The 26601-nt window shown below is 44.7% G+C and carries 21 protein-coding genes and 2 pseudogenes; 16 read left to right on the forward strand and 7 right to left on the reverse strand.

Annotation, left to right across the window (positions count from 1 at the left end; translation table 11 throughout):
• A complete protein-coding gene (locus tag FCL48_RS04745) occupies positions 1 to 3117 on the forward strand; it encodes an efflux RND transporter permease subunit (RefSeq protein ID WP_136871099.1) in 3117 nt (1038 codons plus the stop codon).
• 36 nt (positions 3118 to 3153) lie between these two features.
• On the opposite strand, the gene FCL48_RS04750 is transcribed toward FCL48_RS04745, so the two are convergent.
• From FCL48_RS04750 to FCL48_RS04770, 5 genes are all read right to left on the reverse strand, one after another.
• Complete coding sequence (locus FCL48_RS04750; RefSeq protein ID WP_136871100.1) at positions 3154 to 4197, reverse strand: ATP-binding protein; 1044 nt, start codon at positions 4195 to 4197, stop codon at positions 3154 to 3156.
• A 274-nt stretch (positions 4198 to 4471) separates the two neighbouring features.
• The gene (locus FCL48_RS04755; RefSeq protein ID WP_136871101.1) at positions 4472 to 6229 is read right to left on the reverse strand and encodes a bifunctional serine/threonine-protein kinase/formylglycine-generating enzyme family protein; all 1758 of its coding nucleotides are present in this window, start codon (positions 6227 to 6229) and stop codon (positions 4472 to 4474) included.
• Positions 6230 to 6298: 69 nt separating this feature from the next.
• The gene (locus FCL48_RS04760; RefSeq protein ID WP_136871102.1) at positions 6299 to 7033 is read right to left on the reverse strand and encodes a PP2C family serine/threonine-protein phosphatase; all 735 of its coding nucleotides are present in this window, start codon (positions 7031 to 7033) and stop codon (positions 6299 to 6301) included.
• Positions 7034 to 7351: 318 nt separating this feature from the next.
• The gene (locus FCL48_RS04765) at positions 7352 to 7795 is read right to left on the reverse strand and encodes a hypothetical protein (RefSeq protein WP_136871103.1); all 444 of its coding nucleotides are present in this window, start codon (positions 7793 to 7795) and stop codon (positions 7352 to 7354) included.
• Between the two features lie 356 nt (positions 7796 to 8151).
• A complete protein-coding gene (locus tag FCL48_RS04770; protein ID WP_136871104.1) occupies positions 8152 to 10335 on the reverse strand; it encodes a copper-translocating P-type ATPase in 2184 nt (727 codons plus the stop codon).
• A 38-nt stretch (positions 10336 to 10373) separates the two neighbouring features.
• Here FCL48_RS04770 and FCL48_RS04775 point away from each other — a divergent pair, with 38 nt between their 5' ends.
• Positions 10374 to 10619, forward strand: coding sequence for a hypothetical protein (locus FCL48_RS04775; protein ID WP_136871105.1), 246 nt, complete (start codon positions 10374 to 10376; stop codon positions 10617 to 10619).
• A gap of 22 nt (positions 10620 to 10641) precedes the next feature.
• On the opposite strand, the gene FCL48_RS04780 is transcribed toward FCL48_RS04775, so the two are convergent.
• Entirely contained in the window at positions 10642 to 11859 is a 1218-nt protein-coding gene (locus FCL48_RS04780) for a sodium:proton antiporter (RefSeq protein WP_136871106.1), read from the reverse strand.
• A gap of 291 nt (positions 11860 to 12150) precedes the next feature.
• Between FCL48_RS04780 and FCL48_RS04785 the strand changes: the two genes are divergently transcribed.
• On the forward strand, positions 12151 to 13587 hold the full coding sequence (locus FCL48_RS04785; RefSeq protein ID WP_136871107.1) for an alginate export family protein: 1437 nt from the start codon (positions 12151 to 12153) through the stop codon (positions 13585 to 13587).
• A 191-nt stretch (positions 13588 to 13778) separates the two neighbouring features.
• On the opposite strand, the gene FCL48_RS04790 is transcribed toward FCL48_RS04785, so the two are convergent.
• Complete coding sequence (locus FCL48_RS04790) at positions 13779 to 14132, reverse strand: hypothetical protein (RefSeq protein ID WP_136871108.1); 354 nt, start codon at positions 14130 to 14132, stop codon at positions 13779 to 13781.
• 344 nt (positions 14133 to 14476) lie between these two features.
• Here FCL48_RS04790 and FCL48_RS04795 point away from each other — a divergent pair, with 344 nt between their 5' ends.
• The 13 genes and pseudogenes from FCL48_RS04795 to FCL48_RS04855 form a co-directional block, all read left to right on the forward strand.
• Entirely contained in the window at positions 14477 to 15760 is a 1284-nt protein-coding gene (locus FCL48_RS04795; protein ID WP_136871109.1) for an HD-GYP domain-containing protein, read from the forward strand.
• A 413-nt stretch (positions 15761 to 16173) separates the two neighbouring features.
• Positions 16174 to 17007: a tetratricopeptide repeat protein gene (locus tag FCL48_RS04800; RefSeq protein ID WP_136871110.1), complete on the forward strand. Its 834-nt coding sequence runs from the start codon at positions 16174 to 16176 to the stop codon at positions 17005 to 17007.
• Between the two features lie 79 nt (positions 17008 to 17086).
• Positions 17087 to 18892 carry a SpoIIE family protein phosphatase gene (locus FCL48_RS04805; protein WP_136871111.1) on the forward strand — a complete coding sequence of 602 codons (1806 nt, stop codon included), beginning with the start codon at positions 17087 to 17089 and terminating at the stop codon, positions 18890 to 18892.
• 315 nt (positions 18893 to 19207) lie between these two features.
• A pseudogene (locus FCL48_RS25840) lies at positions 19208 to 19531 on the forward strand (copper oxidase); the annotation flags it as partial.
• 24 nt (positions 19532 to 19555) lie between these two features.
• A complete protein-coding gene (locus tag FCL48_RS04815; protein ID WP_136871112.1) occupies positions 19556 to 19942 on the forward strand; it encodes a hypothetical protein in 387 nt (128 codons plus the stop codon).
• A gap of 261 nt (positions 19943 to 20203) precedes the next feature.
• Complete coding sequence (locus tag FCL48_RS04820) at positions 20204 to 20455, forward strand: copper-binding protein (protein ID WP_136871113.1); 252 nt, start codon at positions 20204 to 20206, stop codon at positions 20453 to 20455.
• A gap of 142 nt (positions 20456 to 20597) precedes the next feature.
• A complete protein-coding gene (locus FCL48_RS04825) occupies positions 20598 to 21206 on the forward strand; it encodes a methyltransferase domain-containing protein (protein ID WP_136871114.1) in 609 nt (202 codons plus the stop codon).
• 210 nt (positions 21207 to 21416) lie between these two features.
• Positions 21417 to 21635 carry a hypothetical protein gene (locus FCL48_RS04830; protein ID WP_136871115.1) on the forward strand — a complete coding sequence of 73 codons (219 nt, stop codon included), beginning with the start codon at positions 21417 to 21419 and terminating at the stop codon, positions 21633 to 21635.
• An 876-nt stretch (positions 21636 to 22511) separates the two neighbouring features.
• Complete coding sequence (locus tag FCL48_RS04835) at positions 22512 to 23084, forward strand: tetratricopeptide repeat protein (protein WP_169309079.1); 573 nt, start codon at positions 22512 to 22514, stop codon at positions 23082 to 23084.
• Positions 23085 to 23120: 36 nt separating this feature from the next.
• A complete protein-coding gene (locus FCL48_RS04840; protein ID WP_136871117.1) occupies positions 23121 to 24491 on the forward strand; it encodes a cytochrome c biogenesis protein ResB in 1371 nt (456 codons plus the stop codon).
• A gap of 1 nt (position 24492) precedes the next feature.
• Entirely contained in the window at positions 24493 to 25347 is an 855-nt protein-coding gene (gene ccsB, locus FCL48_RS04845; RefSeq protein ID WP_136871118.1) for a c-type cytochrome biogenesis protein CcsB, read from the forward strand.
• A 61-nt stretch (positions 25348 to 25408) separates the two neighbouring features.
• On the forward strand, positions 25409 to 25846 hold the full coding sequence (locus tag FCL48_RS04850; RefSeq protein ID WP_136871119.1) for a YncE family protein: 438 nt from the start codon (positions 25409 to 25411) through the stop codon (positions 25844 to 25846).
• A gap of 12 nt (positions 25847 to 25858) precedes the next feature.
• Positions 25859 to 26278: pseudogene (locus FCL48_RS04855) on the forward strand (DsbA family protein); the annotation flags it as partial.
• Between the last annotated feature and the right edge of the window lie 323 nt (positions 26279 to 26601).

The raw sequence follows: 26601 nt of genomic DNA on the forward strand, positions 1-26601 counted from the left end.
ATGATTGCATCTATTATACGATGGTCGGTTGGCAATCGTTTTTTTGTTCTACTGGCTACCATAATGCTGGTAGGTATTGGCCTGTATTCATTAAAAAACACGCCTGTCGATGCCTTGCCGGATTTATCAGACGTGCAGGTTATCATAAAAACATCCTATCCCGGCCAGGCACCGCAGGTAGTTGAAGACCAGGTGACCTATCCTCTGACAACCGCTATGCTTTCCGTACCAGGAGCCGTGACGGTTCGAGGTTACTCATTTTTTGGCGATTCTTTTGTCTATATTATTTTCGACGAACAGACAGACCTGTATTGGGCAAGAAGCAGGGTACTCGAGTATCTCAGCCAGGTTGCACCCTCATTACCCGAAAACGCCAGGCCTCAGTTGGGCCCGGACGCCACCGGAGTGGGTTGGGTGTATCTCTATGCCCTGGTCGATAAAACCGGCAAACATGATATCAGCCAGCTGCGATCGCTGCAAGATTGGTTTTTAAAATATGAACTCCAAACAGTTCCCGGTGTCTCAGAAGTTGCCGCTGTGGGTGGAATGGTCAAACAATACCAGGTAAAGGTTAACCCTGAGAAACTGAGGGCCTTTGGAATTCCGCTATCAAAAATACAGATGGCTATTAAAGCCGGTAACCAGGAAATAGGCGCCTCGGTGGTGGAGATGGCCGAAGCTGAGTACATGGTAAGAGCCACCGGCTATCTGCAGAATGTAAAAAATTTGGGCAATATACCGCTCGGTGTCACGGAGAACGGTGTCCCTCTGCTGTTAAAGGATGTTGCGGAAATTGGCACCGGTCCACAGATGCGACGCGGTGTCGTAGATCTTGACGGAGAAGGCGAAACCGTTGGTGGTATTATCATCATGCGTTTTGGCGAGAACGCCCAAAAGACTATTGATGGCGTTAAGGCAAAATTAGAGGAGCTTAAAGCAGGTCTTCCTGACGGGGTTGAAATCATACCGGTCTATGACCGAAGTGCCCTGATCGAACGTGCAATTACAAATCTCTGGCATAAGCTGCTGGAGGAATTTGGTGTGGTCGCTTTGGTTTGTGTTGTCTTTCTCTTCCATGTTCGTTCTTCCCTGGTGGCGATTGTCAGCTTACCAGTAGGTATCCTCACCGCTTTTATTGTCATGCACATGCAAGGTCTCAATGCCAACATAATGTCTCTGGGCGGGATAGCTATCGCCATCGGAGCGATGATCGATGGGGCCATAGTCATGATCGAAAATATGCACAAGCACATGGAACAAACCACGCTCACCAATGAGAATCGTTGGGAAGTTGTTGTAGAGTCAGCAAGTGAAGTAGGTCCTGCTCTCTTTTTCAGTTTACTGATTATTACTGTCAGTTTCGTTCCTGTATTTACCCTGGAAGCTCAGGAAGGCAGGATGTTCTCCCCTCTGGCTTTTACCAAAACCTATGCAATGGCAGCCTCAGCAGCCCTCTCTATCACCCTGGTACCGGTTTTGATGGGCTATTTTATCAGGGGAAGAATTTTGCCGGAACACAAAAATCCCCTTAATCGTTTGCTAACAGCAATCTACATACCTGCCCTGAAAACTGTATTAAGGTTTCCTAAAACTGTCCTTCTCGGAGCCCTGCTTGTACTCGCCATCGGTATCTGGCCAATCGACAAGATCGGCAGCGAATTTATACCTCCGCTTGATGAAGGAGACCTTATGTATATGCCCACCACCTACCCCGGCATCTCCATAGGCAAGGCAAGGGAGGTGTTACAACAAACTGACAAGCTGATTCGAACCGTCCCGGAAGTGAAAACTGTCTTTGGTAAAGTTGGCAGAGCGGAAACGGCAACCGATCCCGCCCCACTCACCATGATTGAGACATTCATCCAACTGAAACCGCAGGATCAATGGCGTGCAGGGGTCACAACCGACAGCCTGAAAAAGGAACTGAACAATCTGGTGCAGGTACCCGGCCTGACCAATGCCTGGGTAATGCCGATCAAAACACGAATTGATATGCTGGCCACAGGTATCAAAACGCCAGTCGGAATAAAGGTTGCCGGACCCGATTTGAAGATAATCCAGAAAATCGGCCAGCAAATTGAAACCGTTTTAAAAGATGTACCGGGAACCGCTTCAGTCTATTCCGAAAGGGTTGCCGGAGGTCGCTACATCAAGGTTGATATTCAACGTGAAAAAGCTGCCAGGTACGGCCTGAATATCGCCGATGTCCAACAGGTTGTCGCCTCTGCGATAGGGGGCATGAATGTTACCCAGACAGTCGAAGGGTTGGAACGGTACCCGGTTAATTTGCGGTATCCCCAAGACTATCGCAACTCGCCGGAACAACTCGCCCTGCTGCCGATAGTTACGATGGCCGGACAACGAATCGCCCTTGCCGATGTTGCCAATATCTATGTTGAAGACGGACCACCGGCAATAAAAAGTGAAAACGCGCGATTAAATGGTTGGTCTTTTATCGATATCGAGGGTGTTGACATAGGCAGCTATGTGGTTCAAGCTCAGAAGGTCGTTGCGGAGAAAATCAAACTGCCGGCGGGATATTCCCTGAACTGGTCAGGACAGTATGAGTACATGTTGCGGGCAAAAGAAAAACTGACCTACGTGGTTCCTTTAACACTCACCATTATTATCATCTTATTGTATATGAACTTCCGTAATTTTGTGGAAGTTGCCATAATTATGGGTACCTTACCCCTGGCAATGGTTGGCAGTATCTGGTTGATGTACCTGGAAGGTTACAATTTCAGTGTGGCAGTCGGTGTCGGCTTCATTGCTCTTGCCGGAGTTACTGTAGAAATCGGCGTGATCATGCTCGTGTATCTTAATCATGCCTATGAAAAAATGTTAGCCGACACAAAAAACGAAGGTGTTTCCCCTAGCTTGGAACAACTATCAGAGGCTGTTTTGCATGGCGCCGGTATGCGAATGCGCCCGATCATGATGACAGCTGCTGCGATTATTGCCGGACTGCTGCCTATATTGCTGGGCACCGGGACAGGCTCAGAGGTAATGAGTCGAATCGCGGCACCAATGGTCGGCGGCATGGTCAGTGCCGTTGTGCTTACCTTACTGGTTCTTCCTGCGGTTTTCTTTTTATGGCGCAAACGCTCACTGTAACTCATTGCCTTGCACTATTTCCAGGGTGATCAATGCTCAGGAATTTCGCTGTTGAGATTTGGGAAGTGCTGAATTGACATAATCCTGGATGTTTTCCTCAGTTGTCTCCCGAGGTATTTTTAACTTGAAAATAGCCCCACCGTTGTTGTTTTTTGCATAAACAAGATCGCCTCCCAAATCACGCACGGCTTTTCTACCAGAGGAAAGAGACAGACCGTAGCCATCAGGTTTGGTGGTAAAAAAAACGCTGAACAATTTAGATTCATGCTCTTTCGCAACTCCAGGACCAGAATCGACAACCTCAAATATGCAAAAATTTCCTCTTCGTTCCGATCGTAAAACTACCGACTGGCCTTTTGCTGAAAAATCAACAGCATTGTCAACCAGAGAGTCAATGACCCGGGGAATAGAGTCTGCTGTCACCATTGATGGACAGCCACCTTTATCGAGATCAAGAACAATTTCTACTCCTTTGGCTGCAGCACGTTGGTTATGCACTGGAAGTCGCTGAAGAATTAACTCGTTCAAGTCATGGGACAAAGTCAGATCACCCAGAGGTGTTCTGAATTGCCCCAGGGCATCAAGAAGCCTCTGCAGACGATTGATTTCATAGCGCATATCATCGTCTTCTGCACTTTTATCATTTTTACTCGATTTTTGATGAATGCCCTCTATTTGCCTGACAATATCCTGTACTTCAAAGCTGAGGGCCGATGCTGCTCTGCCAAGTGCAGTAACTCTTTCGTTTTCAAAGAGCTTCACTTGCTGTTTTCGTTCTCTGTCCGACAACCAGCCTATGAGCAGTGCAACTATAAAATAGAGACCTATCTGCGTTATAACGATCAAATGCCCATCACTGTGATGACGGCTAACCACCATGGGAAGTCCAAAGAGCAGACTGATGAGTGTGGCTGTTGCGGCACCCTTGTATAAACCGAACCAAAAACTGGCGAGAATGAGCGGGATGAAATACAATTGTTGATGCAGTACATGAAATCCCGGGTCGGTACCATGGTATAAAATATGTACTGTCGAAATATAGATAATAAGTGCCGCAAGCGTAACTATTTTAAAAATCATGTTGCTCCCCTTCCTGTTGAATTATCTTTCGTCCTTAATGCTAATGCTCACCTTGCACTCTGCATACCAGTTCCAAATCAAGTAGATATTCTCTTGAAAACACAAGAGATTCACTAGAAAGGCACAACGAGCCTGCGAGTTTTGAAAAAGCAAAGTGTAAAATAATTAGACAGGGATATTTTTATAAGTAATCCAACGTTACATCATAGCGCCTTATCCCAGGTTTCGGTGTCCCCAAATTGGACCATGGATCAATGTTCGGTTATTGTACACCTTATTTTCCGGAAGCATCTTTGGCTACGCGAAAACTGGTGTCTGTATAATATTTAGAGGGATCTTTCATGACAATAACTGCATTACCGATCATGCTGGATACCGCCTGCCCCAAAATCGTAAAATCGCCGTCTTTGGATTTCCCCCACTCAGCTAACTGATTGATCCCCCGTATACCGAAATTTTCCGGAGGATAATTAATGACCGGAGTAGGCAGGGGTAATCGTTCCGTCGCCTCGCTCTTATTCGACGCCATAAGAGCAAACCATTCCCGGGCTTTAAGCAGTCGAAATCCAAAATAACGCGCATAAGCTTCTGCTCCATAACCGGACACCATCAACACGGCACATGAGGCATGCATCGGATGTTGAACGAGAAAAGTTTTTCCATCAAAGATGATTGGCCTATAGCCTCGTATTTTCTCGCTTAATTTAACAATCAAATGACCGTCCAGCAGAACGTCATTGTCGTCATGGGTAATTTTTTCGATATTAACATTCAAAAAGTCAACAAACTGCTCGTTGGTTATCGGGCTTTCCGAGAGATAAAAAGCCTCGAGAGCTATTTTTCTCTCGCCAAAAGGGTTCTCAGGACCCAGTGTCAGCTCCATTGCCGGCACCAGTCGCAGCATCGAATCATCATCAGCATGAATTAACTGTTCCAAGCCTTTGGGCAACACACCATATTGGGTTTGATTACCGGCACTTCGCTGGATCTCTGTTTTTTGCTGTGGTTCGGGCACAGCACTAGACTTTGAATCGATATAAAATTTGTATGTCAATACACCAAGCGACAGAATCACACTCACCAAAAGTACCCATAGAGTTTGAGCGGGCCATTGAGGCCTTTTGTTTTCATTGACCGCTGGAGAGACATTGTAAGGACATTCACCTATATCTATAAGCCGCTCTCTCAATTCTCGAACGGTGCCTATACGTTCCAACGGATTCTCTGCGGTGGATGCCATGATGACATTATTGAGAGATTTGTAATATTCTGAAGATTCGGTATTACTTAATTGTACTTGTTTAAACGGAGTGATCTTTTCGGTGATTTTTCCTTCAACGGCCTCAAAAAGAATCCTGCCAATGGCAAAGATATCGGCAGACTCACGGGCCAAGCTGAAGTTGTTGTACTGTTCTGGAGCCATATACGCCAGGGTGCCGAATATTTCAACTATCGATCCGGTAACCGACGGAAAATCAAATCCCATAGAAAGACCAAAATCTGCTAACTTAGCAGAATTTTCTTTCATGAAAATATTCTCCGGTTTGATATCCCTGTGCACGATGCCGCTTTTATGAACCTTTTCCAATCCTTCCAGAATAGGGATCATGTATTTAGTGATCCACGATTTAATTTCCTCTTCAAATTCAAAGCCGCTCTCATCCATGGTATCGCGCAGGGTCCGCTCGGCCATAAGTTCCATGACCAGGTAATCGACTGTGCAGTTTTGTCCCTCATATTCGAAGGTGTCCTGTTTGAATCCATAGATGCGGATGACGTTGGGATGATCAATCTGGGCAACAATTCTGGCCTCTGCCTGGAAACGTTTGAGTGCTAGCTCATACTCAGAAGTTTCCATATTTTCTGCAACCCCTGAAGAGATAACCTTTATCGCCACCTTGAGATCAAGCGATGTATCATATGCCAGGTAAACAGCGCCCATTCCACCTCTTCCGATAAATCGAATGATCTGATAGTTTCCGCCCAGAACAGTACCGGGTGACAGCAGCATGTGTGTTGTTATGTCATTCATGTTTTCATTCCTCACGTCGGCAATGCTGCCGGTACGCGCATCTTTTGGAGAGAAGACCTGCCAATTATTTCAAGTCGTATGGACAATAATGCACGTAATGTCGTCGTGTCCGCCATGAGCGATTGCGCTGGCTAACAATCGTTCTGCCGTTTCTTCGCAATCAGCCTCTGTTTGCATCATCTGCTCAATATCGTGAAACGAGACCGAATCATGCAACCCATCAGAAGAAAGGAGAAATCGATCGCCGGGGATGATATCCAGCGTCCGGCTGAAGACAACCTCCAGCGGCTCATCTGTACCCACCACATGCGTCAGCACATTCCGATGGGGGACGGTTGCTCCCATTTCTGCTGTCAATGCCCCTTTCTCCACCATCTCCTGGACAAATGTATGATCAGTTGTCAGCAATTGAAGTTTTTCATCTCGCAAGCAATAAATCCGTGTATCACCGACATGGGCGACGACAGCCTGGTCACCGCCCAGGACCATCACTGAAAGTGTGGTTCCCATATGTAGACAGCCCGGGTTTTTCCGCATATTGCGTTTAATTTGCTCATCGATATCAAAAAAGATCTCTTTTAAAACTGTTTGTAGCCCCATCCTCGGATTCTCCGATAGCTTATCGAGGAACCCTGCCAGGGCCTCACAGGCAATCATACTGGCAACTTCGCCGCAAGGGTGTCCTCCCATCCCGTCAGCGACAGCAAAGAGCATACGATCACTACCCATGTCTACTCTATAACAATCTTCATTATTGCCACGCCTTGAACCGATTGCACTTCGAACAGCGTATTGAATTTGCATGAATTACTGCCTTTTTCAGATGATTAATTCTTTATAAAATTCCAATTGATTTCTTCAGCCTGCCACCTTGTCATTCGATTGGTCATCTGGTTTTGCTGGAGTGTCAATCACGGTCGGCAAATCTTATCTTGTAAACTTAAGAAGCTAATTTTTTGAGCAACTGCGTAACGACAAACCCTCAAGAGACACGAAGATTCGGCGACAAGGGATCATTTGCCACCAGTCCGTTGCCAATGCCGTCGTTCAAAACATGATACGCAATATTTTAGATAGGCAGACTGCCTGTTGAAGAGAATCGAGAATCCGCTGTTAATGCGCTTATTTTTGGCTGCTGCGCGGTTGAGCAGAATAGTCGAAGGATATTCCCAGTGCATCGGGTGGTACTTTAAACGATGTCCGAAAAGCGCGATCATTTATCCGCGACCTGGAAACACGATATCCTGAATAATAGATTATCTTCTGTTGTATTATTCCTCCACTACCATCCAAGAACAACAGACGAACAGTCAGTGAATCGGCGCTGTCGTAATAATTGACAACTCCGGACAGCTTCATATTCTCGCCAACCAGGTTATAGCTATAATCAAGAGACAGTTTTCCCGATTCGAAATTGCCCCGGCTATCCCCCTTCACCTGAAATAGTATTTGTTTGTCAAGAGATACGACTCGTCCCATATCAGCACAGCCCGAAAGACCAAGAGATATCAGGATGAGCACCGATAGAAGAAGTATTTTCGTATTTGACAGAATGGTATTTTTCATTAGCGACTCCCCTGAGAAGTGGTTTTAATTTCTATGGCTACGTCCTCTATAGCATGTAATTGCATATTGTATGCCAAGAATGGCGCCACCCGGTTGCGTGTGAAAATGTCATTACTTAAATGAGTTACGGTCTTAGCAGCTTGAACATGGTTATTTTTACTATCTAAAGAATAGACACTATTATCCGGTACCGCCCTTTAGCTATACAGAATCTGTACAACCCGATACATCTTCCGGTTGTACAGATTCTGTATAGCTGGAGGTGTTCTTTTATGCAGGAAAACTTACTTAAACGAACTAATCGGAGAACTGGAGGTGATGGAACGGATCAGATGTAACCGACCAAAATGCTGCAGTTACTTTTCAGAAAAGGTCCTCAGACGCAACGCATTGACCAGAACCGAAACAGAGCTTAAACTCATGGCCGCTGCAGCAATCATCGGGCTGAGCATAATGCCTAAAGATGGATACAAAACGCCTGCCGCCACAGGAACTCCCAGAGCATTGTAAATAAAAGCGAAGAAGAGATTCTGTTTGATGTTTGCCATAGTGGCCCTCGACAATTTTCTGGCCCTGATGATGCCGTTCAGATCACCTTTGACCAGGGTGACACCAGCGCTTTCCATTGCCACATCGGTACCGGTACCCATGGCAATACCGACCTCAGCCTGGGCAAGAGCAGGCGCGTCGTTAATGCCGTCGCCCGCCATCGCCACCATTTTCCCTTCACTCTGGTATCGCTTAATGACTGCGGCCTTTTCATCGGGAAGCACATCGGCGACAACTTCGTCAATACCAAGTTTTGCCGCCACTGCCTCTGCGGTCGCCCGGTTATCACCTGTCAGCATCACTATATTCAATCCCTCCTCATGCAGTTTTTTGATTGCCTGCAGGCTGGATTCTTTAATGGGATCAGACACGGCCAGGATGCCGGCCAGTTTTCCATGGGCAGATATAAACATGACGGTTTGCCCTTCTTTTCGCATTTCTTCCGCGCGGTCAGCCAGTTCATCGGTCTTTATACCTGCATCATCCATCAGTTTTAGATTTCCCAAAAACACGCGCTCACCGTCCACTGTTCCGGCAACACCTTTACCGGTTATAGAATCAAAGTCTTCTGGCGCTACGGGAGTTATTCCCCTCTCAGTCGCTCCTGCCACTATCGCTGCAGCCAGGGGATGTTCACTCGATTTCTCAAGGCTTGAGGCTAACCTAAGAAGCTTGTCTTCATCCATGCCTGTCGCCGGAAAAAAACCGGTAAGTTTTGGTTTTCCCAGAGTTAGGGTACCGGTCTTATCCACCACCAGAGTGTCAATCTTGCGCATGGTTTCAATTGCCTCGGCATTTTTGAACAGCACCCCCATTGTTGCTCCTTTACCGGTTGCTACCATAATGGACACTGGTGTAGCCAGACCCAGAGCGCATGGGCAGGCAATAATTAAAACGGAGACTGCGGCAATAAGAGCGAAAGCAAGTTTTGGTTCAGGACCCCAAAAATACCAGGCGGCAAAGGCAAACACGGCAATAACCATAACCGCCGGGACAAAATAGCCAGCCACAAGGTCGGCCAGCCTCTGAATGGGAGCTCGACTGCGCTGGGCATCGGCTACCATTTTGACAATCTGGGCCAGCAAGGTATCACCACCAACTTTGTCGGCACGCATGGTAAATGATCCCGTGCCGTTCACAGTAGCCCCGACAACTTTGTCTCCGGTCTGTTTTTTTACCGGAACCGGCTCCCCGGAAATCATCGATTCATCAACCGAACTCGAACCATCCATAACCTCACCGTCGACTGGCACTTTTTCACCGGGCCTTACACGTAAGATGTCCCCTGGTTTAATGTCATCAAGAGGCACATCTTTGTCTGATCCATCGTCATCTATTAATCTGGCAGTTTTAGGTGCAAGTCCCAACAGTGCTTTGATAGCAGCACCCGTCTGGCTGCGCGCCTTCAATTCCAAGACCTGGCCAAGCAGGATTAAGGTGACAATAACGGCAGCCGCCTCAAAATAAACACCCACTGCGCCGCTATGTCCTCGCATTGTTGCCGGGAAAAGCATCGGAAAGAGTACGGCGACAAGGCTATAAATGTAAGCGACTGAAACCCCCAGGCCTATGAGGGTAAACATATTCAGGTTCTTATTAATAACTGATTGGATTGCTCGAACGTAAAATGGCCAGCCTGCCCAGAGAACAACAGGTGTTGCCAGGATGAACTCCAGCCAGCCAAGCGATGCTGGAGAAGCCAGGTTCTCTATGAGATGACCTCCAGGCAGCATGTCGCGCATGGCAATGATGACTACAGGCACGGTGAGGATTACACCAAAAATAAAGCGTTTTTTCATATAATCGTATTCCGGGTTCTGCTCCTCTCCCTCCGATGCCATGTCTCGTGGTTCAAGCGCCATGCCGCATTTTGGACAGTTACCGGGGCCTTCCTGTTCTACCTCAGGATGCATGGGACATGTGAAGATGGTTTTTTCAGTTGCCACCCGGGGGACAGGGTCACGATATTTTTCACTTTTGAGTTCTGACATTACCTCACCTCCTCAGGGTATTTCCTGGTGTGTTTACCATGATTATCGCAGAATTCGTGCCAATCCTAAAAATACTTAAGCTTACCTCTGACACATTGACTTCAAATGATACAACAGATCATTTTGCTGCAGGGTTGGCAAAAATGTACAAAGGCTTGTGTAAAAATTGGACATTCCGGCAAAGGTTTTCATGGATAATTGCCTCAGATCAAGACAGTCAGATAAAAATATTACGCACCGTAGATGAAGAGTTTTTACGACGCCATCAAGGCTGGGTACAGTAAAGATTACTTCCAATAACCGGTATTACTCGGATACTTCTTTGACCTTGCTCCCCTTTCGTTTCCCTAACCAGCGAGCCAACGGGTTTGCGGAAATTCCATGCAACATCAGGCTAAGAAATACAGTAAGTGTTACAATCATTGCTATAGAACGACCTCCGGGCACTCCCCTATTCAGCACAATGACAGAAAAAACAATCGAGGCAAGGCCACGGGGGCCAAACCAACCAAGAAACAATTTCGAACGAATACTCTCTCCAGTACCTATAAGTGAGAGAAAGATCGGGACCATTCGAATTACCGTAAGGCTTAATACTGCATATAATATCATCGACCATGTAAAATAAGGGATGCAATGACTAACAACAATAGCCCCAAAGAGCATCCAGGTAACCAAGGCTAAGGTCTCACCTATTCCTTCCGCTGCAAAAATCATTTTGCGCGTGGCTTCTTTTGCTTTGTATCCAAAATACAGACCTCCGGAAAATGAAGCAATATACCCACTGCCATGAACACTCTGGGCGACAGAAAAGCAGGCAATGGCGAGTCCGACAACAGTAATTTGCAACCATACTTTATTTACCCAACCCCTTATCAAGCACCATTTTACACCCCAGATTGCCAGGGATGAGAGACTAAGGCCGACAAGCAGCCCAAACCCAAGTTCTCTAAAAACTAATTTGAGAGCAGAAATTGCGCTACCGCCTGCAGCACCACTGCCGTTTGCCAAGGCGATAAAAACGAATAGAATAGGAACACAAAGGCCATCATTGAGCCCACTCTCAATATTCAATCCTTCCCGAATCCGAATGGGCACTGTTTTATTGCTGATAATTGCTTTACCAAGCGCTGCATCAGTTGCAGCAAGCATTGTGCCCAGAATAGCCGCTTCAAAAATACTCAAAACATCAAAGATTATTGAAGCAAAAAGAGTACCAAGGAAAATAACACCAGGGAGGCCAAGCAACAACATTCGCACCGGAATGCGGAATTGAGATCTCAATATTGAAAAATCAGTATTTGCTGCATCAATAAAGAGAACTAATGCGAGGGTCAGGTCGGCAAAAACCCTGAAATTGCTACTTGAAACATCTCCATACAACCAGCCTAGACCAAGAGGTCCCATCAACAAACCGGTAGCCACAAAAACGATCGTACCGGATACAAATGTACGTTCCAGGCGACCAGCCACCATGCTGTAAAAGAGTACAAACAGTGCGAGTATAGCCAGTTCATTATACATATCGAATTCATCCAGGATAATGTACAGAAGAACCAATCACAAAATTGAATCGACCTGTCCAGTAGCTAGCTGTCCAAAACTACACGATAATCAGCAAATGTACTGCTTGCACGTTTCAAGAAGCATCAACAATTGACTGCAGGTCTGGTACCGGCTTTTTTCCGCAAAATTAAAACCTGCCCTGAACCTCGGCACCAAGGCTATATTCCGATTGCCATGTTGCGCCGAAAAGGCCAAACGTCTCGATGCGCGAAGAGCGTTTGATGACAAACAACCAGGAAAGGTGTAAGAATGAGACATCTTCCAGGAAGCACTACGGGAAAAGTGCCTAATTCCACCACAGCCCAACCGACCAACCGACCACCCGACCAACCGAAACAGGAGAGAGATGTCTCAGAATTGTCAATTATAGAGCAATATGGCTTTGTCGCTTCAAAAGTGGAGGAAAAAGAGATGACAAAATGTTCAATGAGAAATCTGTTTTTGACAGGTCTATCCCTCTTGATGACAGTGCTCCCTTGGGCGGCGATTGCCGAAGTCAGCCCTCCAGACAAACCTGACATCAATGCCCAGATTGAAGATCTCTTACAAGGCGACTGGGGACAGATCACGTTTAACCTGCGATACCGTTTTGAGCATGTAGAACAGGATGGGCTTAGAACAGCCAATGGTGACCCCATCAGGCTGCGTCTTGGCTACCTGACTCCCAGCTTCTCAGGCTTTCAGGCCTTTGCCGAGTTTGAGGGAAATACTTCTCTCCTTATTGACGACTTCAACAATACAGTAAACGGCAAGACAGAATATGCGGTGATTGCCGACCCCGATGAAGGAGAGCTCAATCAAGCCTGGCTTTCCTTTGCAACCATCCCTGATACCTTACTCAAGGGTGGTCGCCAGAAAATTCTTTACGACAACCAGCGATTTATCGGGCCTGTCGGTTGGCGACAGATGGAGCAAACCTTTGATTCGATCTCTCTGCTTAATACATCCCTGAGTAACTTCTCTGCCAACATCGCCTACATATGGAACGTCCGCACTATTGCCAGCAAAGATGTGAGAATGCAGTCACCTCTACTCAATTTAACATACGCTTTTCCGGATTTCGGCTCCCTTACCGGATACGGCTACTGGCTGGACTATGACGATTCCAACAATTCCGGCCCTTTTCAATATGCATTTTCCACTCAGACCATCGGTCTGCGATTCGACGGATCAACTGGGGTAACAGAGAATCTCAAGTTGCTCTATACGGCAGAATATGCCAGCCAGGCAGATTACCAGGATAACCCCAGGGAATATACTGCCGATTATTATCACCTCAGCGTCGGTATCCTGGCACCACAAAACGGTTCCTTGATAACAGACATGAGCGGAAAGATTGCCTATGAGGTCCTTGGTTCTGACAATGAGGTATCCTTTAAAACTCCATTGGGAACCAACCACGGATTTAACGGCTGGGCTGACCAGTTCCTGACAGCACCGCCTGCAGGATTGCGTGATGTGTATGGGATCCTCAGTGGAACTTTTGCAGGAGTCAAGGTAGATCTGGTGTATCATGATTTCCAGGCTGATACAGGCGGAGACGATTATGGAACTGAGTTTAACGCCATGCTGACAAAAAAAATTGGCGAGCACTATACCGTCCAGGCAGCCTATGCCAATTACAATGCCGATGAATTCAAAACCGACACCCAGAAATTCTGGCTCCAATTCACTGCAGCCTTCTAATTCACTGCAAGGCATCACCCCGAACCGTTCAGGAACAGGTGATCGTATGTTCAGGATTGGCGGTGCAGAATTCCTGGGAAAACCAGGGGCCGAGCCATAACCATCGACGCCGGCTACACTGCCTTTCCTGAAAACCCTGCACCATTTTCATCAATTTTCGTCAGCGTAGATGCACTAGCCTTATGCATCCATTAATCTCCATGGTATTGATGATCTTCGCTGTAATGATACCCTTGAGGATTAACGCTCTGCTTGTAATTTTTTTTGTTATTATATTCATTGCCCCTATTCTGATCCTGGCTGTCTCTACGATAAATGCCATTGTTGTCATTCACCTGGGAATTGTGGCCATTGCCATTATGCAAACTCCCATAATTCTCCCCGTAATGACCGCTATTGTCATCATTCATATGGTCCGCACCAGAACCATATATTGGGCTATGATTGTTGTTCCCATTACTACCACTCATCATGGCGAAAGCGTTTGCACTAAAACCGATCGCCACAATTCCGATTACGCTTAACCACAATTTTTTCTTCATCATTGTCTTGCCTCCTTTGTTTGGTGTATTGAACCTCTGCTGCAAATTGTCCTCTGGTTTTAATAAGGTAGAGCAATTGCTGTTCCATTTTTTATTTGGTTAATTTTTTGCTGTGATTACCCTTCTGTGGATAAAGGTTTGTTATTTCAGGGCTCCAGGGGCGGGTAAAGTACTGTCTAAGATTGATACAGGTAATGGGGCAGCTTAGGAGGCGGTCTGTCGAAAAAATTGACAAGGTAAACGTCTGAAGGTTCGTGATGGACCCATGAATTAGGAAAAATACAGAAGAATACATACTGTAGAGGTTCGGAGCAGCGTAACCACCGATCAAAGCGAGTAATAGGAATATGTTAGATCTCTATACAAGTATCCACAGACAGTTACTGAAGAATCTGGCCGTTGCCGGCATCGTTGTTTGTCTATTAACCGGCATAACTGTTGCCTTTGTTGAATTTCAACGAGTTGACGGGTATGTGGCCGGCATCGCGATAAAAGAATCACAAAAGTTAGCAGATCATTATGTCGCATATCATAACGATCGGACGCCGTCATCTCTTGCCACATTGCGACTGGCAATTCGCGAATCCCTTGACCACGATCTTTTTGTCGCGATCGAATTTCTCGATGAAAATATTGAAGAAGTGACCAGCGAAACCCTGCAGTTTCCTGTGCATCAATCCTCAAACTTACCAAACAAATTCAAGCCATTTAAGATGACAGGTGAAGTCGAGCATCAAACCATAGTGCACGAAGGCCAGATCTATATCCGGATTATGGTACCTATGGTCGACAAAATCCATCAGACTACTGTCGGTCATTTCCAGGGGGTCTACCATTTGCACGATGATCAGATGACAAGAATAAAACAGCAAAGCTATTACGCCATTTTGATGTCCTTGCTTGTGGTGATTTTTACGACCTTGTTTATCTACCCTGTCGTTTATAAGCTTTATAAACAACTTATTAAACGTTCCAGTGAGGTCGTGACAGCAAATACCGATATTTTAAAATCATTAGGTAGTGCTATTGCGCAACGGGACAGCGACACTAATGCACATAACTACAGAGTGACGTATAATTCAGTAAAACTTGCAGAAAAATTGAAGCTTCATAATTCACTTATCAGATCCTTAATTAAAGGTGCATTTCTTCATGATGTCGGCAAGATAGGGATAAGTGATGCTATCCTGCTCAAACCTGAAAAGCTCACAGTTAAAGAGTTTGAGATAATGAAAACACACGTCCTTATCGGGGCAGAGATTATACACAACATCAACTGGCTCCACGATGCATTAGATGTAATATCCTTCCACCATGAACGTTTCGACGGCACAGGATATCTCTCTGGTTTACAAGAAAAGGACATCCCGCAAGTTGCAAGAATATTTGCTATTGTAGATGTTTTTGACGCTCTTCTGTCATCACGACCTTATAAAGAACCATTCACGTTTACCGAAACAATGAGCATTCTGCGAGAAGGTTCCGGCACGCATTTTGATCCGGATTTTTTAGAAATTTTTGAACAATTAGCGCCGAGTCTTTACGCAGATATATATGCCGAGGAAAATGAGAAGCGACAGAGTGATCAGGTGGATGAGGTATTGAAAAAATATTATACTCTTGATTTGTAAGCATACCTCCTTTCAGGCAATCGAAGAGATAAAAGCTTGTGTTAATACCTTGGTGTAGGTTTGGAGTTTTAAAAATCTTTTTCCTCCAAATTTCAATTTCCCAGGTTTGATAACCCGCTCGATAAGCGGTACCTGTCCATTAATAAGACGTTATAGCCTGTGCTTTCCCTTTGTAACTGTCTAATTATTCTACACGCCAGCTGAGCACCCTCAAAGCAGATAAATATTATATCAATAATTCAGCAAGATACTTTGTGTTTTCTCGTTCAGTCTATTTTGGTCCGTTTTATGCAAAACTAGGTATGACATTTGAGACTAGATCTAGATTTTTTATATTTAAGAGAGAGGATGATATAATGTGGTAGAGTCTGGTCATTCTCATCTTCCTGACGAACATCATCTCCGGTTGTGGTATGGCTGATCTAAGCAACACGATCAAGGGCAGTTATTATATGAAGACCGGAGAATACAGTCAGGCCGAAGTGGACTTTGAGGAGGCAGTCAAAAAGCATCCGGACAGTAAAAGCGCACAGTATTACCTGGGACGGTTTTTACTTGCCCAGAATAAGGCAACCGAGGCCTTGTCCCATTTCGAGAGAGCAGTGGTTCTTGATCCTGGAGATGCGGACTACCATTCCTGGTTGGGGATCACCTACGGCGAACTGGGAGATGTAAATGCCGAAGAGAAGAGCTATGAACGAGCCCTGCGACTCAACGGGCACCATCTGCAGGTACGACTTTACCTGGGCCATGGCAGATTGAGAAAAGGGAACCTCAGGCTGGCAATAGAGGCATATGATGCAGTCCTGATTGAGCAGCCAACCAATCCGGCGGCGCTCTATAACAGAGCTTTTATTTTGGACATCCAGAGAAAATATTCGGCGGCTAAAATGGCATGGTTGAAATATCTACATTGGTACCCTGCCGGACGATTTGCGCTCCAGGCGACGGACCACCTCAATGCTCTCGGTGATTTTTCCTATGAAAATCAATTTATTGGCGATCGGGCCATAACTCTTGCCGAGATCAAGTTCCAGCAGTCGAGGAGTAGTGTCAGCCAGTCTTCATATCCACCATTGCGGTTGATCGGGGCCATCGTCTCCAACCTCCCAAAAGGTACCCTGCAGGTTGTTGTCTGTGTCCATAACAACAAACAGCTCGTAAAAGAAAGAGCAATAGAAAACGCCAAAACCGGAGCGATGGCATTCATTAATACTGTTCATTTTTCACGATTATCCGAAAATTAACAAACGATAGCAAGCAAAACTTCCTGGCTTCCCCTTCGGGAGGCCAGGAAGATCGGAAAGGCGACAGAAAGTGTAGAAGATGATGATCCAACCCAGGAGTTTACAGCAACGGACCTTGCTTTTTATTCTGGTGCCGATATTTTTACTTTTAGTGTGTATGTCCGTTGCCGGATATATCTTTGTTCGAACAATACTGCTCAATCAATGGGGTGAGACGGCAATTGCCAAACTGCAACGTACGGCTCATCAGATTGATATGCGATTGCGTACACCAAAAGATCTGCTCCTTCTGTTGCACAACAGGAATGGGTCTGAAATTAACAGGGATGTTTTTTCATATATTATTAATGAGATAAAAAATCTCGACGGGGTGGTCAGCGTCAATGTCGAGTGGCCGAAAAATACGCCCGAGAATGATTACCAACGTCCTAATAATGTACAAATGATGGGCGATATGCACTTTTATCATCTGGAACAGCTAACTGTCAGTTCGCCTCAATACAATAGCCAGGATAAAAACCGGACCATTTCATTAGAATCAAAGGTGAATAATAAATTCGATAAGACTTCGGGAAGGGTTGAAGTGGTCGTTTCATTTGATAATCTTATCAATGACATAATTAAAGCTTCCTGGTGGAAGACCAACAAGGCATATCTGATCGATGATTCCGGCAATGTTTTAGCGAATACATCGGTTGAACCAAATGTGAAAACGGATTCTTCCCAGCAACCATTCGGTTCCACAAACGAACTTGAACGAGACACTTTGAAGGCAATGGGAAAAGCTCATTTTGGTACGGTCTTTGGTCCCGGTTCTCCACCAAATGAAATCAGCGGCTTTTACCGTCTCGCAGAAGCACCATGGACGATGGTGGTTATCGCACCTGGTAATAAAATTCTACACCCTGTTATACGATTCAAACTGTTGTATATCCTGTCGCTTACCATCGGTATTGTATTTATTCTTCTGATTATTCGAGGCACAACAAGCAGACTGACGAAAAGAATAAAAGAGCTTTCGGCGGCAGCCGATACTCTGGCAAACGGCTCCTTTGGTCCTCCTCTCGCTGTTACCACCCACGATGAGGTCGGCGAGCTCACCAATAGCTTCAACAAAATGACCCAACAGCTCAAACAGAGACTCCTGCTGAAAGAGGCAATGAACGTTGCCCGAGAAGTACAACAGAACCTGTTACCGCATGATATTGTCTCCCTGAAGAATATTATTGCCGGCGGTCTCATCCTTTACTGCGATGAGACGGGGGGAGACTACTTTGATATTCTAAGGTTTCCCGGAAACGACGAAAAGGTCGGGGTCGTAGTTGGAGATGTAGTAGGACATGGAATCGGTGCAGCCCTGCTGATGACCACTGTACGGGCACTTCTTCGCGGCCGCGTGGTTCAGCCGGGTAATCTGGGTGAGGTAATGAGTGATGTCAATAGCCTTCTGTGCCAAGACACCATGAAATCAGGTAATTTTGTGACCCTTTTTTACCTGGAAGTAGACCGAGGGCAGAACACTCTCAGCTGGGTTCGTGCCGGTCATGATCCAGCAATTGTCTATTGCCCGGCAAGCAGAATTTTTTCGGAACTCAAAGGTCAGGGGGTAGCCCTGGGGGTCGATGAGACCTGCACCTATGAATACAATGAGTTGCCAATCAGGCAGGAGGTCCAGCTTATTCTCCTCGGCAGTGATGGCGCTTGGGAGGTCGAAAACCAGGCGGGAGAGCAGTATGGCAGGGAACGAATGAAAAAGAAACTGGCCGACAACTGCACTCTGCATCCGGATGAAATTCTTCAGGCTATTATTCGTGATATCACAGCGTTCCGCGGGGAAAATCCACAAAATGACGACATAACCCTTGCCTTGGTCAAGATGAGTTGATGATAACCAGCGATGGTGTAACCGCCACTGTTCTAGGCCAAATGGGTGTTGCATCTCTGCTATCGACTTGTTTGATCTGCAAGATGCCGGCAGCTTCTTTTTAAGTGTAAAAAGTATAAAAATGGGGATTGAAATGTTGTTAGGATATTTTGACCCACCCAAACCTTGCCATGGCTTTTCATGATTTTATGTCCACCATGATTTTATACTATAGCTGACATTTGACATCGTCCGAATTGGTGACCATTTTTTAAACTATATCACCCTAAAATAACTGAATATTACTGCCTTTCTTCTGATGTGGTCATGGGCTAACGTGGAATGGCTGATATGGCCGCTATGGAGATGCCTATCTCAGACAATACCGCGCCAATGATGACCGGGGATGGACCATTTGGTTCAGTTGAGATGGGCGGCATGCTCAGCATGGTGAAAGGGCGCCGCAATCAGCGTCCAGGAGATTACTCTGCCCCCGGCTAGTACCAACATCCACCCGGTACCTCGGCTTATGAATTTACCGGCACTCCGAACGAACCTGCTCGTATGCAAGCCGAAATGCGGCCAGCCATGCCGCAACTGCATAAACCTCCAACCGAGATTGAGGTAACGGTTCGTAAACCAAACAACACGCATCACTAACTCTTGCCTTAGGAGGGGAAGATTATGAAAAACAAAAACCATTCTGGAGGACACGAGGACGGCCATGATGCTGCTGCGATCGGCGGACCCGGGATGCCTGCTATGGTCGGTCGAACCGTGCACATCGATATGAACGATGAGATGCGCTATGTCCCGGATCATCTCACCGTCAACCAGGGTGAAACCATTAAGTTTGTGTTGAAAAACAGCGGTGAGATTGACCATGAATTTGTTCTGGGCACAGAAGAAGAAGTATTGAAGCATTATGAGCAGATGCAGGAGTCCCCTAAAATGGAACATGAAGATCCCAATCAGGTCAGGGTCGCTCCCGGTCAGGTTGGTAAAGTCATCTGGCATTTCACCAGGTTCGGCTGCTTTGGGGTCGGATGGGAAAAAAGCACCAAGCGATAGCCATAAGGAACATCAGCACGGATCTCCAAAGATTTAGGACAGGCAATTTTCCGTATCACCTCTTCCTGTTAATGTTATGGGAAATTGTTTTCATGGACTGGGTGTCGACGAAATAACAGCTCACCTATTATACAACTATTAATGAAATAGATGATGAAAGTAAGAATATTGATCGTGAGCATGGCCGCTTTGATATGCTTTTCCGCAGGCTCCGCAGCTGTATTGGCAGTGGCTGCACAGTAAGATGGGTTAGTTACTGATATGACCGAAGGTGTGGTGCGGAAAATTGACAAAGATGCGGGTGAAATTACACTCAAAAACGGTGAGATAAAGAACCTCAATATGCCTCCGATGACAATGTTTTACACAGTTCACGATAAGTCTTTGCTGGACGCGGTTCAAACCGGCGAAAAGGTAAAATTCAAAGTAATCAACGAAGGCGGGAAGTTTGTGATAACTGATATTCCCCTGCTGCAGCACCGCCGGAATGATCTTTGTTCGGCAGATGCTTAACGATTGATTATTGCTGTAAAGGCATCGAGGGCTGCAGCGGATGATAGCTGAAAAAACGAAAAAAAGGAGAAGGCTGGGTTTCAATTGAGATTCAGACTTCACTTACAAATTTACAGATATTAAGGATCGGAGAATCAGAAAAATGGAATCCCAACTTAACAAAGAAGAGCTAATAAAAATTCAGGAAGGAATTCGTGACAAATTTTCTAAAGTCGCTGTCAGTCCAGAGGGACTTTTTAAGTACCCCACCGGAAGAGAAGGTCTTGAAAAGTTGGAATACGAAGAAGAATTTATAGAGAAACTCCCTGCTGAAGTTATCTCTTCATATTGTGGGGTTGGTAACCCTTTTTCATTAGGTGAAATTCATCAAGGTGAAATAGTTCTGGATGTCGGTTGCGGAGCTGGTGTTGATTCGATTATTGCTGGGTTAATGGTTGGCACTGAAGGATTTGTTGATGGAGTGGATATCGTTCCTGAGATCATAGCTAGAGCTGAAAAGAACCTAAGCTTAACAAACCTGAACAACGTTAATTTCCATACCATAACAGGTGAAAAGCTTCCCTTTTCCGATAGCACCTTTGATGTAATTATTTCAAATGGGGTCATCAATTTAATTCCAGACAAAGAGACCATTCTAAATGAAATGTTCAGGGTTCTTAAACCGGAAGGACGTTTAATGCTGGCAGACCAAGTAGCTGTTGGAAGCATAAAGAAAGATATGAAAGAACGTCTTGCAACTTGGTTCCAATGAGAAGGCGGCACAATACCGGGAAGGGACTTCCTGGCCTTAATGAAAAAAATTGGTTTTAAGTATGTCGAGCTCGTTGGTGAAACTGGTTTCAATAGTACCCCAAAAACGAAAGGTGTTCTCGTGAGAGCAACTAAATCAGCAGCGGCTATCATTTGACTCCGGAATTCTGCTATGATAGGCGTTTTCTAACCGGTAATCACGCAGATTTTCATGATAATAGGATGCCGAACACACCATCCGATGGTTAACCGTCCAGGAGAGTATGAAAAACTCAAGGTCGCGGCCAGCGCCTCCCCCGCTTTTGAATGCTCTCCGATTTATGTCCATCTTGAAGTTACAGGCAGTGAGAAATCTTTTAACGCCATCCAACAGGCAAACCAACCTAGTTTTACCCGATTTAGTGTGCTGCTTTTATTGCACGGATATTGAGCAATTTCTGAGAGAGTAGATTGGGACATGCCCATTTTCAAAATTACCAATTCACATCACGTACGCTTTAACCTGAAGGCTAAGGACTTCCAGATCTTAATCGAATCAAACGAGATACGAACAGATAAAAATATTTTCCTGCTACAATGTGGTATTTAGTTGCCAATTTTACTTTAATCTGCTTGAATAGCGTCGATGTAAAGTCTCGACCCTAATTAATAACCGGAAATCATGTTACGACAGTTAGTTTCAAAACAGACGTACATGGTCATTATGACCATTGGTTGTCTTTTAATAAGTGCTTTGAGCAGCGCAGAAAGCGCGTTGTGTCTTGATGTCGGCGATGTGTCTGTTGACGTTCCCATGGAACTGAGTAGCTGCCACCTTTCCTCTAGGGCAGATTGTGTCTCTGCCTTTACTCTGGAACAAAAAAATAGCCCTGGTGAGAATGACTGTCAACTATGCTTTGATTTCACATATCAAGACACCGTGCTTACGGGGATCTTTGATCGAGACATATCAGCAGATCTACCACCAGTAACAATCTCACTTGTAATTCACCTGCCACGACTGTCTTATGCACCTGTAATAAATTCTACATATCTTCGAAGAAATAAGTTTCCCCTCCCTGCTTTCGCCACTGAAAAATCAATCAAATCCACTGTTCTTATCATTTGATTCACACCTCGTTGGGATAGTACCCACAAACTTCATTTATATTCATAATATCTGACACTTCAAGTCGTTTGATCTAGTCATCATGTGATCCTGATCTCTGTCGCTCCGTATACAGGCGGGAGTGTCACGTAAACGTAAACTGTCGTACGAGAGTTATTACGTCTTTTTAGAGTTCCTTAATATGTAAGGATGTTCCCTGTGAAAAACACAAATAAATTAATGACAAAACTGGTGCCAATTGTCGTCTCACTAATAATTGGTTTTATAGGAGGTGTTGTTGTTTCTGCTTACAGAACGCCTTCTCTTGTTGCACAAATTCCTGCAAATCAACAGGCTGGGGTTTCAAAAGAGGAGGCCGCGAGACACATCAGACACCTTGAAGAAAGTGTGCAGAAAGATAGTAAAGATGTTGATTCGTGGACAAAACTTGCGCACGCATATTTTGAAATGGGTGCATTTGATAAGGCGATTAATGCCTACACTAAAATTCTGGAAATTAAGCCGGATGATAGTGATGCCTATACCGATCTTGGTGTTATGTATCGACGGAACAAACAGCCTGAGAAGGCTATAAATTCGTTTAAGAAAGCGATTGAATTAGACCAGAACAATGTTCATGCCCAATTCAATGTTGGTATTGTTCTGTTTCATGATCTGGGCAATAAAGAAGAGGCAATTAAGGCATGGGAAAAGGTTGCCGCATTACAGCCAAATTATACTCTGTCGACCGGTCAAACAATTCAACAGCTTGTAGATAGCGTGAAACAATAATGAAAAATATTTCACGAACCAGATAAAGGAAATGTCATGACATTAAAAGATAATGATCTTTGGAAAACCTTCTCTTCAGTGAGGTTGGCGCTTCTGATTATCTCGTTGCTGGCAATAACCTCGATTATTGGAACAATCCTACCTCAAGGAGAACCTTTTAGTTTTTATATAGAAAAGTTTGGGGCCAGGAATGCGATTATATTCGATATTCTCGCGTTCGACGATATGTATTACTCATACTGGTTTAGAGCTCTGCTGATAGTGCTCTGTCTGAATTTGATTGTTTGCACATACACCAGGCTTCCTGGCACTTTAAAAATAATCAAAAAAGATAATTCTAATGTAGACACCAGGAAGTTTCAACTTGGTAAGGACTGTTTTAAATTCGATACTACCTGCGATAAAACAACTGCTGTTGGTTCTGTAACCAAAGCACTTGAAAAGCTTCATCTCAAAGCGAAGCAGAAAGATAGTGGAAAGGAACATCTGTTTTTCTATGAAAGGGGTGCGTGGACGAGACTGGGTGCCTATTTCGTGCACCTTAGCATTTTAATAATCGTATTAGGAGCAATTATTGGCAATATTTATGGCTTCAAAGCATCTGTCATGGTGCCTGAAGGGAGCTCTGTAGATTTTGTGTTCAGCCGTGATGATGATAATAAACGAATTCCGTTACAGTTTGATATCTTCTGTAAAGATTTCAATATTGACTACTACAAGGATGGGACTCCCAAAGAATACAAATCTGACTTAACGATAGTAGAAGATGGGAAGGAAGTTGTTAAGAAAAACATAACTGTCAATGCTCCTTTAACCTATAAAGGAATCACCTTTTACCAGTCGAGTTATCAACAGATTCCAAATGAATTCTCGGTTCAAATCAGTAAGCAAAATGATAAAGATTATGGAGGACGCAGTAGTCAGAGTAGGAATTTTTCCACAAAAACAAAGATTGCCAATAGCTGGGATGAGGCACAGGCTACTTTTAAGATTGTCGCAACCAGTAAAGACGGGCACGGGCATGGTCCTTATGAGATCTTGTTTGATGATGAAGATAAGAAGCCCGCAACATTTACCACAAATGATAATGATCCTACAGTAATTAAGAGAGAGTCGGGCACGTATACTTTCCTCATAAATCAACGGTTTGCAACAGGATTGCAAGTTGTTAAAGATCCTGGCTTATGGATTGTCTACATTGGATTTGGCGTAATGTTATTTGGATTATTTGTATGTTTCTTCACGTCACACCGCAATATTTGGATCTCAATAACTGGTGACGATATGACTACCACCGTATTTGTCGGTGGTAAAAGCAATAAAAACCTCCATGGATTGTCCAAAACTGTCGAAGAGATTGCCTCTATCTTACAATCTGACAAATCTTTAGAATTAAGGAGAGTATAGGATGGAATCGTCTCAGTTGTTAGGAATAACGACGTTTATCTATTTAGCAGCGACATTTTTTTACGTTGCCTTTGCCTTTTTTAAGGTCAAGGGGCTTGGTATATTGGCTACGTCTGCGACTCTTCTTGGACTCTGGGTAAATACGACAGGTATTGGCTTACGTTGGATGGAAACATACCAACAAGGCATTGGACATATCCCGTTGTCAAATATGTATGAATCTTTGATATTTTTCGCTTTGTCAATTGCAGCTGTATACCTAGTAATTGAACATCTGTATAAAACCAAAATTTTTGGGAGCTTCGTGCTGCCATTTGCATTTATCGCAATGGCATATGCTTCCTATTCCGCAGAATTTGGTAAAGATGTTAAACCTCTTCTGCCTGCATTACAAAGCAATTGGTTGGTTGCTCACGTAATCACATGTTTTATCGGATATGCCGCTTTTGCAATTTCATGCGGACTGGCGATTTATTATTTAGCTAAAATCATGTCTTCCAACAATCAGAATTCTCCAAAAAATGAAGAAGCAGCTATAGGAACTGTCAGTTTGGCAAAAATTGACGACATCATCTATAAAATGATGATCTTTGGGTTCATCTGGTTGACTGCGGGCATAATCACCGGAGCAATCTGGGCAAATTCTGCATGGGGGACATACTGGAGTTGGGACCCAAAAGAGACGTGGTCGCTTATTACCTGGTTCGCCTACGCACTCGCCTTGCATGCTCGCTATACAAGAGGATGGAACGGCACACGGATGTCAATAGTGGCCCTGGTGGGCTTTATTTCTGTGATATTTACCTATTATGGCGTGAACTTTCTGCTGTCAGGGCTGCACAGTTATGGTGGTTAAAATGGTTAAGCATTTTTCTTTCGAAAAAAATCGATTTTTCAACATTTATAAGGAGAACTTTATGAAGTTATCGAGGTGTTTTCTCGCAGGACTAGCCTGCATAATTATGACTACTCAAACGAGTCTTGCTGCAATGCAAGATCAGGGTACAAATGGAAAGGTCGAATGGGGGGTGGTTCGTCAGTTTCAGATAACAAGTTCCCCCGTTGATATCGCTCATTCTTTGGATGGTAAGTATGCTTTTGTTCTTACAAAAAACAGTGAGGTTCTCATTTACGACATCAAGGGAGCATTGCTGGGCACTATTCCTGTCAATAAAGGCGTAACATCTATTGCACTTGATCCCCTTGGACAATTCTTGCATCTGAGTGATAGTGAAAATGATAAATTCTACACTTTAGCAATTGATTTTGTCGTCGACATAAATACTGTGGACGCGCCGTTTAAAGGAAAAAAAGACGCACCTGTCACTGTTGCGGTATTTTCAGACTTCCAGTGACCTTACTGTGGCCAAATATCGCCACTTCTTGAGCAGGTGCTCAAACAGAATGAGGATACGGTAAAAATTGTATTCAAAAACTTTCCCCTTCAAAAAAATGATTTGGCTCAGCCTGCAGCTATTGCTGCACTCGCTGCCGATAGACAGGGAAAATTTTGGGAGTATCACGACAAACTCTTTGCAGAGAAAAAAATCACCTCTGAATCGTTCGATAAGATTGCTGAAGAACTAGGCCTGGATATAGCTCAATTCAAGAAGGATCAGGCTTCTATACCCCTTAGCAATCACTTAAATAAGGATATGCAGGAAGCTCAATCGCTGGGTATAAACGGGACTCCAACCATTTTCGTAAATGGACGAAAAGTCAAGCAACGCTCGATTACTGGTTTCCAGGTACTTATAGACGAAGAATTGCAGAAACTGCAAAAATAGATTTCAGCTGTGTACTAACCTTCTCTATCAAGAGTTTGAACGTTCTTGAATCAATGGCCGGCATCCTTTTGTAAATATGCAAAAAGATGCTGGCTGCTCAACAAATCTATAAAAGATCTCTGCAACAAAAGAACATGCAAAGGCCTCCTTCTGGTTCTGTCGCAAACTTGACTCGGCCATTGGCAGCCTTGCAGCTGGTAAAGCAGGACATATCCGTCCAAAGTTTAGCGGAAACCTTCTACTCGTTAGCAGCATAGTTGAAAAGAGGAATAGTGGAGTTCGACTTTTTTGAAAACACGACAGAACCATCTTTGGGGCTTTGG

Origin of the sequence: Desulforhopalus sp. IMCC35007 (assembly GCF_005116575.1) — a bacterium.
In the GTDB taxonomy this organism is placed as follows: domain Bacteria; phylum Desulfobacterota; class Desulfobulbia; order Desulfobulbales; family Desulfocapsaceae; genus Desulforhopalus_A.

What these genes read in the sequence shown, in the direction of transcription:
- FCL48_RS04745 (WP_136871099.1), top strand. Translation starts at nt 1, where the DNA reads ATGATTGCATCTATTATACGATGGTCGGTTGGCAATCGTTTTTTTGTT.
- FCL48_RS04750 (WP_136871100.1), bottom strand. Translation starts at nt 4,197, where the DNA reads ATGATTTTTAAAATAGTTACGCTTGCGGCACTTATTATCTATATTTCG.
- FCL48_RS04755 (WP_136871101.1), bottom strand. Translation starts at nt 6,229, where the DNA reads ATGAATGACATAACAACACACATGCTGCTGTCACCCGGTACTGTTCTG.
- FCL48_RS04760 (WP_136871102.1), bottom strand. Translation starts at nt 7,033, where the DNA reads ATGCAAATTCAATACGCTGTTCGAAGTGCAATCGGTTCAAGGCGTGGC.
- FCL48_RS04765 (WP_136871103.1), bottom strand. Translation starts at nt 7,795, where the DNA reads ATGAAAAATACCATTCTGTCAAATACGAAAATACTTCTTCTATCGGTG.
- FCL48_RS04770 (WP_136871104.1), bottom strand. Translation starts at nt 10,335, where the DNA reads ATGTCAGAACTCAAAAGTGAAAAATATCGTGACCCTGTCCCCCGGGTG.
- FCL48_RS04775 (WP_136871105.1), top strand. Translation starts at nt 10,374, where the DNA reads ATGATTATCGCAGAATTCGTGCCAATCCTAAAAATACTTAAGCTTACC.
- FCL48_RS04780 (WP_136871106.1), bottom strand. Translation starts at nt 11,859, where the DNA reads ATGTATAATGAACTGGCTATACTCGCACTGTTTGTACTCTTTTACAGC.
- FCL48_RS04785 (WP_136871107.1), top strand. Translation starts at nt 12,151, where the DNA reads ATGAGACATCTTCCAGGAAGCACTACGGGAAAAGTGCCTAATTCCACC.
- FCL48_RS04790 (WP_136871108.1), bottom strand. Translation starts at nt 14,132, where the DNA reads ATGATGAAGAAAAAATTGTGGTTAAGCGTAATCGGAATTGTGGCGATC.
- FCL48_RS04795 (WP_136871109.1), top strand. Translation starts at nt 14,477, where the DNA reads ATGTTAGATCTCTATACAAGTATCCACAGACAGTTACTGAAGAATCTG.
- FCL48_RS04800 (WP_136871110.1), top strand. Translation starts at nt 16,174, where the DNA reads ATGGCTGATCTAAGCAACACGATCAAGGGCAGTTATTATATGAAGACC.
- FCL48_RS04805 (WP_136871111.1), top strand. Translation starts at nt 17,087, where the DNA reads ATGATGATCCAACCCAGGAGTTTACAGCAACGGACCTTGCTTTTTATT.
- FCL48_RS04815 (WP_136871112.1), top strand. Translation starts at nt 19,556, where the DNA reads ATGAAAAACAAAAACCATTCTGGAGGACACGAGGACGGCCATGATGCT.
- FCL48_RS04820 (WP_136871113.1), top strand. Translation starts at nt 20,204, where the DNA reads ATGACCGAAGGTGTGGTGCGGAAAATTGACAAAGATGCGGGTGAAATT.
- FCL48_RS04825 (WP_136871114.1), top strand. Translation starts at nt 20,598, where the DNA reads ATGGAATCCCAACTTAACAAAGAAGAGCTAATAAAAATTCAGGAAGGA.
- FCL48_RS04830 (WP_136871115.1), top strand. Translation starts at nt 21,417, where the DNA reads ATGATAATAGGATGCCGAACACACCATCCGATGGTTAACCGTCCAGGA.
- FCL48_RS04840 (WP_136871117.1), top strand. Translation starts at nt 23,121, where the DNA reads ATGACATTAAAAGATAATGATCTTTGGAAAACCTTCTCTTCAGTGAGG.
- ccsB (WP_136871118.1), top strand. Translation starts at nt 24,493, where the DNA reads ATGGAATCGTCTCAGTTGTTAGGAATAACGACGTTTATCTATTTAGCA.
- FCL48_RS04850 (WP_136871119.1), top strand. Translation starts at nt 25,409, where the DNA reads ATGAAGTTATCGAGGTGTTTTCTCGCAGGACTAGCCTGCATAATTATG.